The organism is Melioribacter sulfuriphilus (assembly GCF_051488685.1).
Lineage (GTDB): Bacteria > Bacteroidota > Ignavibacteria > Ignavibacteriales > Melioribacteraceae > Melioribacter.
Map to the genome: position 1 here is coordinate 344,712 of NZ_JBPSEH010000001.1, position 11,680 is coordinate 356,391.

Sequence of the window (11,680 nt, forward strand, 5' to 3'; positions counted from 1 at the left end):
AATGGAGGCGAAAATGGAAATCACGCATATAGAACATATCGGCATAGCCGTTAAAAATCTTGAAGCTGCAATTAAATATTACGAGGATGTACTCGGTCTTAAATGCTATTCAGTTGAAGAAATTAGAACTCAAAAAACGCGTACAGCTTTTTTTATGGTTGGACAAACAAAGATCGAGCTCCTTGAATCTACCGAGCCATACGGACCTATTGGAAGATTTATCGAAGCAAAGGGTGAAGGGATTCATCATATAGCATTTGCCGTAAAAAACTTACCCGAAGCTTTAAAAGAAGCTTCTTCTAAAGGCATTACTCTAATCGACGAAGAACCTAAGCTCGGTGCAGAAGGTTTGAGAATTGCATTTCTGCATCCAAAATCAACCAGAGGTGTTTTAACTGAATTGTGTGAGCACCCTGAAAACGACAATAAATAAACTGGTTTAATAGAATGTCGATAAGCGAAAAGATAAAAGTACTGATGGAAATGCGGGAAGAGGCACGTCTTGGCGGCGGAAAATCCCGCATCGAAGCTCAACATAGCAAAGGAAAATTGACAGCCCGCGAAAGAATTGAACTGCTCCTTGACGAAGGAAGTTTTGAAGAATTCGACATGTTTGTAACTCACAGAACAACTGAATTTGGACTCGATAAAAAATCGTATCTCTCCGATGGAGTAGTTACAGGATACGGTACAGTCGACGGTAGATTGGTCTATGTTTTTTCGCAGGATTTTACAGTTTTTGGAGGCTCACTCTCCGAAACTTATGCCCAGAAAATATGCAAAATAATGGACAAAGCTCTCAAAATGGGAGCTCCTGTAATTGGAATTAACGACAGCGGCGGCGCAAGAATTCAAGAAGGGGTGCGAAGTCTTGCAGGCTATGCCGATATATTCCAGAGAAATATTCTTGCATCGGGTGTAATTCCACAAATTTCTGCAATATTTGGACCATGCGCTGGTGGTGCAGTTTATTCACCTGCTTTGACCGATTTTACAATCATGTCAAAAGACACGAGCTATATGTTCGTTACAGGTCCGAAAGTAGTTAAAACTGTAACCGGTGAAGTCGTTACCGAAGAAGAACTTGGCGGTGCAATGGTTCACGCTACTAAATCGGGCGTTACACACTTCGTGGCTGAGAACGAAGAAGAAGGAATTATGCTCATCAGAAAATTGTTGAGCTATCTGCCTCAGAATAATCTGGAAGACCCGCCAATAATTCAATGCGACGATCCGATAGATAGAGTAGACGACTTTTTAAATGAAGTAATTCCAGAAAATCCGAACAAGCCCTATGACGTTAAAGATATTATTCATTCAATTGTAGACAACAATGAGTTCCTTGAGATTCAAAGGTATTTCGCTCCTAACATTGTAATTGGGTTTGCGCGTTTTAATGGGATGCCAGTTGGTATCGTTGCCAACCAGCCGAATTATCTGGCAGGAGTTCTTGACATAAACGCTTCCAGAAAAGCCGGTCGCTTCGTCCGCTTCTGCGATGCTTTTAATATACCAATAGTAACTCTCGTAGACGTACCTGGATTTCTACCGGGAACTGCGCAGGAATACGGCGGAATTATTTTACATGGGGCAAAACTCTTATTTGCTTACGGCGAAGCAACAGTTCCAAAAATTACTATAATTCTCAGAAAAGCATACGGCGGTGCATACGATGTAATGGGTTCGAAACACCTTAGAGGCGACATTAACTACGCATGGCCTATTGCAGAAATTGCCGTAATGGGACCACGAGGCGCAATCGAGGTTTTACATAATAAAGAAATTTCCAGCATTGCCGACGACTCAGAACGGGCACAATTTATCCTTCAAAAAGAAAAAGAATATAAAGAAAAATTTGCAAATCCATACGTAGCCGCTAAATACGGTTACATAGACGATGTCATTGAGCCCCGAAATACGCGGTTCAGAATAATTAGGGCGCTTCAGTCTTTATCGACAAAAAAAGACACGAATCCGCCCAAAAAACATTCGAATATTCCCTTATAGGTGAAACATGTTCTTGCTTGCTTTTCAGAATTCGGCAATAGATACTTTGACACGCAGTAGAATCGAACAAAATGCGGAAAAATTCAGTCAACTCGACGCATTCGGAATCGGACTTACGTTTATCGGAATGTCCGTCGTCTTTGCCTCACTCTTATTGCTCTATATTGTGTTTTATAATCTGACTAAATTAATTAACAACAGGATCAAGAAAAAACAAACTCCGAGCACAGTTAAAACGGAGAGCTATGAATTGTCAGGTGAAGTAAACGCTGCAATTTCGACAGCAATTTTTCTGTACCTGAATGAACTTCACGACAAAGAAAACATGGTTTTGACGATTAATCGCGTTGCACGGATTTATTCGCCGTGGAGCTCCAAAATTTACGGCTTGCGCCATTATCCACGTTCAAGAGGTTAACATGAGAAAATTTAAGTTTACCATAAACGGTAACAACTACGACGTCGAAATCCTAAGTTTTGAAGATAATATAGCAGAACTGGAAGTTAATGGTACCCGTTACCACGTAGAACTCGAAAAGAAGTTACAGACACCCAAGACGCCGAAACTTGTACGGAGTACCGCTGCCCCGAGCACCGATATTGACGTCTCAACTAAAAAGACAAGTAAACCAACCGAAAAAAAAGGTACCGGATTTGTTAAATCGCCTTTACCGGGGGTAATTTTGTCTGTTCACGTAAAAGAAGGCGATTCTGTTAAGATAGGAGATAAACTTATAATACTCGAAGCCATGAAAATGGAGAATAATATCAACTCAGACAAAGAAGGTAAAGTTATTTCTATCAAAGTTAAACCGGGCGATTCTGTGCTTGAAGGGGATATTTTAGTAGAAATCGGGAGCTAAATATGATAGAGTTTTTCAAATTTATTGGTCATGGTTTTGATATTTTCATGCAATATACAGCATTTGCAAATGTTACTGTTGGTCATTTAATTATGATTACCGTTGGATTGATATTTCTTTACCTTGCTATCGCAAAAGAATATGAACCGCTGCTTCTCGTGCCCATTGGATTTGGAATTTTAATTGGGAACATACCATTTGCCGAAGCGGCAAATTTAAAAGTTGGAATTTATGAAGAAGGGAGTGTACTGAATTATTTGTATTACGGAGTTACTCAGGGGATTTATCCTCCATTAATTTTTTTGGGCATCGGTGCCATGACCGACTTTTCAACTCTCTTGTCTAATCCCAAACTAATTATACTTGGAGCTGCTGCACAGATTGGGATTTTTGGCGCATACACAATTGCACTTGCTTTAGGATATCTTCCTCAGCAGGCAGCTGCAATTGGTATTATAGGTGGAGCCGACGGCCCAACAGCTATATTTCTCTCTTCAAAACTTGCACCCGAACTTACCGGTGCAATCGCCATTTCTGCATATTCTTATATGGCGCTTGTGCCTGTGATACAACCGCCAATAATGAAGCTTTTAACCACACCGAAAGAAAGAATAATCCGTATGAAACCGCCGCGGCAGGTATCAAAACTGGAGAAAGTACTCTTTCCAATTGTTGGTTTATTGCTTACATGCTCAATAACACCATCAGCTATTCCGTTGCTGGGCATGTTATTCTTTGGCAATTTGTTGAAAGAAAGCGGCGTTACAAAAAGATTGGCTGAAACGGCACGCAATGCTTTGATCGACATTGTAACAATTTTAATAGGACTTACTGTAGGAGCTTCCACTCAAGCAACAACTTTTCTTACGGCTAAATCGATCGGAATTTTTGTACTCGGTGCGGCCTCTTTTGTTATTGCTACTATGGGTGGAGTATTGTTCGTAAAATTTATGAATCTTTTCTTGAGCGAAAATAACAAAATTAATCCACTTATCGGAAATGCAGGAGTATCTGCAGTGCCGGATAGCGCACGCGTTTCTCAAATTATCGGACTTCAATACGATCCCACAAATCATCTTTTGATGCATGCAATGGCACCAAATGTGGCTGGAGTAATTGGCTCGGCCGTGGCCGCAGGTATTTTGCTCTCGTTTTTCGTAGGCTAATTATCTATTTCTTTTTCTCACCTCCGATTTATATCTTTGCTGACATGATAATCAGAGTGCATTACTCTGTTTTATTTAATATTACAATAAAAAAATGATTTATTATCAATAAACTAATTGAGTTCAAGAATTCGATTTATTATTCGATAATTATACACGACACGTTATAATATTGTCTTGAAAGGAATTTTTAATGTTTGTAACAGAAAACAAGTCAATAGTAAAAGAAAGAAAGCTTTCAGAATTTCAAAAAAGATATCAGGAATTAGACCGTTACTTTTCTGAAAAAGAACTGGGCTCTATTGTTAAGGACAACAATACGATATTCAGACTGTTTGCACCATCAGCTATTCAGGTAAGGCTTTGTGTGTTTGATAAATTAGAATCTTCAATTTGCAGTGAATATTTCATGGAAAGGGACGACGATGGTGTATGGGAAATTTTGATCGACGAAGATTTGACAGGCAAATTTTACGGCCACAAAGTTTATCACACTGGCGAAGATATCTCCAATCCAAATAAACCAATCTGTGTTGATCCTTATTCAAAAGCAGTTGCCACGTTTACAACTTATCAAAACCCGAGACGTTCAATTGTAATTAAAAGAAAAGAGTTTGATTGGGAAGGGACGGAATATGTACGCCACGACTGGAGAGATTTGATTATTTATGAATGCCACGTACGCGACATGACCATCGACAAAAGTTCCGGTGCAAAAAGTGCAGGCACTTATAAAGGACTGATCGAATCAGATATAAAAGGTGGTCTGAATTATATTAAATCATTAGGCGTCAATGCAGTTGAACTTCTGCCTGTACACGAATATGGTTACTGCGAACTTCCTTACGGTGCACTAAAAAACAATTCTATCAACAACATCAATCCTTATGAAAGAAATTACTGGGGATATATGACTGCTGCTTATTTTGCCCCGGCAGCATACTATTCCGAAAAGATGCCCACTTTCCGCTGGAATAGATGGATTGGGAAAGATGGAAAACAGATTGAAGATTTCAAAGAAATGGTCAAAGCGTTTCATAAGGAAAATATTGCTGTAATACTCGACGTTGTTTATAATCATTTTTCAGAATATGAACTCGGTAATCTCAAACAAATCGATAAGGAATACTATTTCAGATTAGATGAAAACGGGAATTTTGAATCGAAAAGCTGGTGTGGCAACGACTTGAAAACCGAACGTCCAATGGTCCGTCGTTTAATAATAGAAAGTTTGATTTACTGGATGAAAGAATATCACATTGACGGTTTCAGATTCGATATTGCGACGTTAATCGACTGGGAAACAATTGAAAAATTTACTGCCGAGGCAAAAAAAATAAATCCGAACGTAATTTTAATAGCCGAGCCATGGGGCGGCGGTGGTTATAATCCAGGAGGATTTTCAGACAGAGACTGGGCTGCGTGGAATGACCAAATTAGAAATGGAATCAAAGGCGAAAATCCATTTAACGGGAAAGGATGGATATTCGGTAAATGGTTCGGTAACAATTCACCCAGAAGAATTAAAAGTTATGTCAACGGCACTTTAAGACGCGATGAATATGGAATATATCTCAAAAAAGAACACTCCGTAAATTACCTCGAATCGCACGACAATTATACTCTGGGAGATTTTATCAGAATTGCCAGCGGTGAAATAGACGCACATAAAATAATCAGAAATGTAGACGAGTTTGTAAAACTTTCACCTCGTCAATTAAAGCTGAATAAATTAGCCGCCCTCTTCCTTTTCACTTCACAAGGAATGGTAATGATTCACGAAGGACAGGAATTCGCACGCTCGAAAGTAATTCCTTACAATATCAAAACACCCGACCCAAGAAAAGGTACAATGGATACCGACTCATACAACAAGGATAATAAAACAAATTACATTAATTATGCTCACGCAGAAATAAATAAAGAACTGTTTGATTATTATAAAGGATTAATAGCCTTACGCAATAAATATGAAGCCTTCAGAAGAGCAAATTATAACGACATCGCTTTTTTCGACCATGTCAAAAGCGAATTTGGACTGGCATATTTACTAAAGTACCAAGGAGAGCATTTTACCGTATTGTTTAATGCCGAGCAGGAAAACGATCTTGAATTCCCACTCCCCCCCGGCAATTGGGAGATATTGGTCAATGATAAACAGGCTGGGATCGAAAAATTGGGCGAAGTATCCGGAAACATTGTAATACCAGCCATTTCTGGAAGTGTATTAAAAATGATTAAAGACCGAAATTGAATCCCGACATGACCATGTAATTCGTTAACGATTCTCCGTTTATTTTGAAAGCGTTTAGTTTGAATTCGACAACTAAAGATAGATTTTCATTCAAGTGATGAACGATACCAGCACCAAATCCCGCCAGGAACGAATATTCATTAACTTCTCCGGCTTTAATTGCAGCAAGATAAATCGGTTTTCCGTCGACTTCCTGTAAATAATTGTTGTACACATAATACGAGATATAAGAAACTCCGATCTCCATTTCTAAAAAAAACGAGAGGGTTTTTACTGTGTCCATAACTCTACGAAGTCCAAATCCGAGAAGATACATTCTATGGTCGCTTTCGTTATAGGAACTAAAAATTTTATTTTCAGCGAGGGCATTGACCACATTTCTGTCCCACCAGTAATTAGCTGCAACGGCATATAAATGATACCGCTGGCTCAGGTTGTGTTTAAGCTGGAGAGTTAAATTGTAGCCTTGAGTGCTGGCGCCTTTTGTATCGTGCAAACCACCTTTAAATTCAACTGAATTGATAAATTGCGCATGACAATTCAGCGTAAAGAAAAAGAAAGCAACTGCGATTAAGTATTTCATAGCTTGTCTTCTTTTTTGAACGGGGATATAGTAGCTATGACTACATTTAACTCCGGAATTAATTTAAGGCGGTAAAATTAGATTAAAATTCCCTCAAAAAATTTTATTCTTAAAATAGCGCTTGTAATTTATTAGATCAACCAAAAAATGCTTTTCGGAGGGATTTTTCGATAGCGTTTTTGAATGTAGTAAGATTGACCGGTTTACGAAAAACAAATTCGACTCCTAACTTTTTGTATTCCTCTTCGATGGCGGGATTAATATCGCTACTAAGAATAATAACCGGTGGCTTGAATTTCAAATCTGCCAACGTCAATTGTTTAACGAAATCGTAGCCATTCATAATCGGCATAAAATGATCGCTAATTATCAAAGCAGGCGATGTACTTTTAACTGCATCGAGAGCTTCTTTTCCGTTTTCGGCTTCGGCTATTGTATAGCCATCGATTAAGTTTTTAATCAATTTAGAATAGAGTATTCTGTCAGACTTAATATCATCCACAAGTAAAATTGTGGTGGAAGAGATAGGAATAGTAAAAATAAATTCAGAGCCTTTGCCGAACTGGCTCTTGACCTTTATATCTCCGCCGTGTTTAAGAATAATTTCCCGTACGAGAGATAAACCCAAACCGCTTCCTTTTTCACCGGCAGTTCCAGGTGTCGTAAATTTTGTATCAACTTTGAAAAGTTTTGGAATATCTTCCTCTTTAATTCCAGTACCAGTATCTTTAACTGAAAATGTCACGTTCTTGTTTTTTACATCGGGCACTGCACTGATTGTAATGGTACCTCCTGTGGGTGTAAATTTAATGGAGTTTGAAACGAGATTGTTAATTGCTTGAAGTAATAGATTTTCGTCTGCGTGAATAAGCAAATTATCGTCAACTTCAGATTTCAATTCGATTCCTTTTCTAAGAGCGGCGCCAGATAAAATTTGAATCGATTTATCGACCGCCTGCTTAGCTTTGATTTTCTTCGGTTCGAATTTGATTCTACCCGTTTGAAGACGTGTCCAATCAAGCAGTGAATTAACCAGCTCCAGCATATTCCTGGCTGATTCTTCGATAAAACGTATGTACTGAGTTCGTTTTTCTTCCGTGAGATCTTTTTCGTTCAGAAGGAAATCGGTAAAGCCCAAAATTGAACTGAAGGGTGTACGCAAGTCGTGAGAAATAATTGAAATAAAGCGGTCTTTGGTTTCGTTTAATTCTTTCAATTCACTTGCAGACCTCTTCAATTCGTCTTGAGCTCGTTTGGAAAGTGTAATATCGTTAACAATGCCGAAAATTTTAGTGATTTTTCCGCTACTGTCCCTCTGAACAGATATTTTATTCTCAATCCAGATTATATTACCAAGACTGTCGATTATACGGTATTCGAGTTTTTCAAAATTTTTGTCGGATAATTTATAAAGCCGTTTCAGGTTTTTAATAACATCAGAGAGGTCGTCGGGATGAATAATTTTTTTCCATAAAAAACGGTCGTTCAAAAATTGCTGGGGTTTATATCCAGTTATTTTTTCGATTGCCGGCGTATAAAATACCTGCACTAATTTCCCTCTTATTCTTTCTGCAGTCCAGAAACTCTCGTCAATATTTTCTGTAATGCTCCGATATCTTTCCTCCGAAAGTCGTAAAGCTTCGAGAGCTTTCTTTTGAGGCGTAATATCGCGTAATGACCAGACTATAAACTTTTCACCCTCAGCGTCGTAAGAAGAAACCGAACTTTCAAGTTCGATTGTCGATCCGTCTCCCTTCACCCCCTTGAATTCAAAACGTGAGGGCGACTCTTTTCCTTCTTCCAGACTCTGAATGTTTCTTCCCACCTTCATAATATCGTCAACGTCAACAAAATCGAGCGGGTCCTTACCGATAATTTCACTTGCGCTTTTATATCCGAACATTTTAACGAAAGCTTCGTTGACAAGGAACAGTTTTCTTCTATTGATAAGAGCAATGCCGTCGTGCGAAGCCTCGAAAATCGACCGTATAAGCATTAAATCTTTTTCAGCTTCTTTCAACATCGAAATGTCCGTTAAAAATACATTATAATAAATCGGCATTCCCCTATCGTCGTAAACAGTCGATATACTGGCATGAACGTAAATTTTCTGGTCGTGTTTCGTTATGAGAGGAAGTTCGATAGTTTCCTTTTTTATTTCCTCCAGTTCATGGAGATTAAATCCATTTGTCATTAAATAATATGGTTCAATTAAATCCACAAAGTAAAGCGAAGTAATTTCCTGTTCGGTATAACTGAACGATTGCAACATTGCAGGATTTGCATATTGAATTTTCCCATTCAGATCAAGAATGCAAATGAACTCCTGTGTGTGAGTCACTATTTTTCTGAATTGCTCTTCTGAATTTTTAAGTTCCAGTTCTTTACGAATCCTCAATGTGGAGTCGGTGCAGATAAACACGAAATATTCTTTTATTCCTTCTTTTAATTTTGCAATACGAATTGTATAATACTCGGCAGATTGATTATCGTCGCCCAGTTTTACAAGATCATCGACATACTTGTTATCGATCAATTTTTGAGATACAGTATGCAGATAATTCCTGTCGATTTTAGGAAATAATCTGGAAGCTTCATTGCCGTAGACTTCGCTCCTTTTTAAACCGAAGAGCCGCGCAGCCGATTCGTTCCAGTAAACGATACGGTTCATATCGTCGGTCAAAAAAACCGCATCGACCATATTGGAAATAATATACTCGTACTTTCTAAGTTCTTTTATTTCTTCCTGAAGTAATTCTTTTTCTTTCCTATCGATTTCTTTATTTCGAATAAGCAACAATAAATTGCCGTCTAATGGAATCAATGCCACAACAGCAATCTGTTGTCGGTCATCTTTAACATACGGAATTTCCATCCATATCGTTGAATTCGACTTTTCGATTTGTTCAAGAAGCTTTTTAAATAAAATGCCAGATAGACGTTTCGGCTTTTCTTCTTTTGATGTTGCTGCCTCGAAAAGAAAATTATACCGCCAGCACTCTTCAGAGGAATAATTGATCTTACCGTCCACGTCGCAAATCAAATAGCAATCGCAAATCGATTCGAAAATCTTTTTATAATTCAGTCCGCCGCTTTCGCCATAAGAATACTTATATTTAATGTCCTCAAGTACAACTACACCGCCTTCAAACTGGCGCTCTAAAATGACTGGCACATATTTAATAAGAACAGCCATCCTTTCGCCAGCAGCAGTTACTGACGAATAAATTTCCTTTTCGAAGGGCTGATTTTCTTTGAGAATAGAATAGATCTCTTTATCTTCAAATAGACCGATCTTTTCAATATTCTCGCCAGTTATATCAGCCGACTCAACGTGCTTAATACCTTTAAAACCAAAGAATGTCTGATTGACAAAACGTACTTTGAATTCATTTGAAAAGATCAAAATACCTACAGGTGCGGCTTCAAACATCGCTCTTAGTTTCAGCATCTTACCGCCAGAAGTATATTTATCTTCGCTGTATTCTGTCATAAAAGTGGTTCATTTGCTTACATCAATTTATAAATTTAAGCGGATATAATCATAGAGATTTTACTTAAGAATGAGCAGTTTGCGAATTTCGCTTCCGCTCTCTGTAATTAAAGCGTAGTAATAAATGCCACTTGCGAGCTTACCCTCAGGAGCAAAGTTAGTCTGGTATAAGCCTTTTGCGTGATATCTATCGACCAGACTTGCCACTTCCCTGCCGGTAAGATCATAAATTTTTAATTTCGCATTCCCATCATTTGCAAGGAAATAACTAATTACAGTAGAGCTGTTAAACGGATTTGGATAATTTTGATAAAGAATGTTTACGAGTGGAATTTGTCCCTCTTTAGATAAAATTTCAGCTCTTGAAGAAACCGATGCCAGTGCAAGCTGTGTCATTTTTTTATAAAAGTCGTAATTGATGCGCCACATCTGATCCATAGGTGAATGATAATAAGGGTTGAAATCGTTCGGTGTATCTTTGGGTGAATAAAAATCTTCAATAAGTAAAACCGCAGGATAGTTTTGCAACCAGAAAGAATAATGGTCGCTACGTGAAGTGCCAGGATAGATTAATTCAATATCGAGATTAATTAGATAATTTTTGTTAATCGATATAATTTCCTCTGCAAGCAGCGAAGTAAGCGGTTTGCCATCTGAATGGAGGTCGGCTTTAAAGTCGTTGTTGCCGTCCCATCCAATCATATCAAGATTAATAACGGCAATAATCGAGTCGCCTCTGAGTGCAGCATTTGTAGCATAAAAATTACTGCCGTGCAATCCCTGTTCTTCGTTGTCCCAGAACGCATAGACCACAGAATATTTAGTATCGTAACTCGAAATTATGCGCGCTGTCTCGATAACTGCAGCGGTGCCAGAACCATTGTCGTCGGCTCCAGGTGCGTCTCCTTTCGACGGCATGCTGTCATAATGCGCACAAATAATCACATAACGATTTGATGCAGCTCTCCCTTTTTGGACTACTATAATATTTTCAATATTTTCGCCGTCCTCTTCAAATTTTTCGACCTCGACTTTCAAACCGTAAGAACTTAATTTTGCGATCAAATATTCGCGTGCATAAACATTTCCCGGGCTTTCTTTGTGTCTGGATGTAATCTTTTTATATCCACCGTTGATATAAAACGAGTCGACTCCAGTCAGAATTCTCAGATTTGCTTTCAGACTGTCGACGTTTACCTTATTGATGGCATTGAATATCAGGTAATCCGTCTGACCATTAATGGAGACGGCGTAGTTTAAGAACAGGAGAAGTGTTCTAATATATTTTTTCAGCATACGATATTGTCTAAAATC

General features: G+C 38.4%; 9 protein-coding genes. 6 read left to right on the forward strand and 3 right to left on the reverse strand.

The window, feature by feature from the left end; genetic code table 11:
- Positions 1 to 13 precede the first annotated feature (13 nt).
- The 6 genes from mce (at position 14) to ACSSV9_RS01535 (ending at position 6,290) form a co-directional block, all read left to right on the forward strand.
- Positions 14 to 433, forward strand: coding sequence for a methylmalonyl-CoA epimerase (gene mce, locus ACSSV9_RS01510; protein ID WP_437345441.1), 420 nt, complete (start codon positions 14 to 16; stop codon positions 431 to 433).
- 14 nt (positions 434 to 447) lie between these two features.
- Entirely contained in the window at positions 448 to 2,007 is a 1,560-nt protein-coding gene (locus ACSSV9_RS01515; protein WP_437345442.1) for an acyl-CoA carboxylase subunit beta, read from the forward strand.
- 7 nt (positions 2,008 to 2,014) lie between these two features.
- Positions 2,015 to 2,425 carry an OadG family protein gene (locus ACSSV9_RS01520; RefSeq protein ID WP_437345443.1) on the forward strand — a complete coding sequence of 137 codons (411 nt, stop codon included), beginning with the start codon at positions 2,015 to 2,017 and terminating at the stop codon, positions 2,423 to 2,425.
- A 1-nt stretch (position 2,426) separates the two neighbouring features.
- Complete coding sequence (locus ACSSV9_RS01525; RefSeq protein ID WP_437345444.1) at positions 2,427 to 2,870, forward strand: acetyl-CoA carboxylase biotin carboxyl carrier protein; 444 nt, start codon at positions 2,427 to 2,429, stop codon at positions 2,868 to 2,870.
- Between the two features lie 2 nt (positions 2,871 to 2,872).
- A complete protein-coding gene (locus ACSSV9_RS01530; RefSeq protein ID WP_437345445.1) occupies positions 2,873 to 4,036 on the forward strand; it encodes a sodium ion-translocating decarboxylase subunit beta in 1,164 nt (387 codons plus the stop codon).
- 193 nt (positions 4,037 to 4,229) lie between these two features.
- Positions 4,230 to 6,290 (forward strand): alpha-amylase family glycosyl hydrolase, encoded by a 2,061-nt coding sequence (locus tag ACSSV9_RS01535; protein ID WP_437345446.1) that lies wholly within the window; start codon positions 4,230 to 4,232, stop codon positions 6,288 to 6,290.
- Here the strand turns inward: ACSSV9_RS01535 and ACSSV9_RS01540 are convergent.
- The 3 genes from ACSSV9_RS01540 to ACSSV9_RS01550 form a co-directional block, all read right to left on the reverse strand.
- Positions 6,274 to 6,873 (reverse strand): hypothetical protein, encoded by a 600-nt coding sequence (locus tag ACSSV9_RS01540; protein ID WP_437345447.1) that lies wholly within the window; start codon positions 6,871 to 6,873, stop codon positions 6,274 to 6,276. The genes ACSSV9_RS01535 and ACSSV9_RS01540 overlap by 17 nt on opposite strands.
- Before the next feature lie 136 nt (positions 6,874 to 7,009).
- On the reverse strand, positions 7,010 to 10,366 hold the full coding sequence (locus ACSSV9_RS01545) for a hybrid sensor histidine kinase/response regulator (RefSeq protein ID WP_437345448.1): 3,357 nt from the start codon (positions 10,364 to 10,366) through the stop codon (positions 7,010 to 7,012).
- Positions 10,367 to 10,426: 60 nt separating this feature from the next.
- Positions 10,427 to 11,662, reverse strand: coding sequence for a M28 family peptidase (locus tag ACSSV9_RS01550; RefSeq protein ID WP_437345449.1), 1,236 nt, complete (start codon positions 11,660 to 11,662; stop codon positions 10,427 to 10,429).
- Between the last annotated feature and the right edge of the window lie 18 nt (positions 11,663 to 11,680).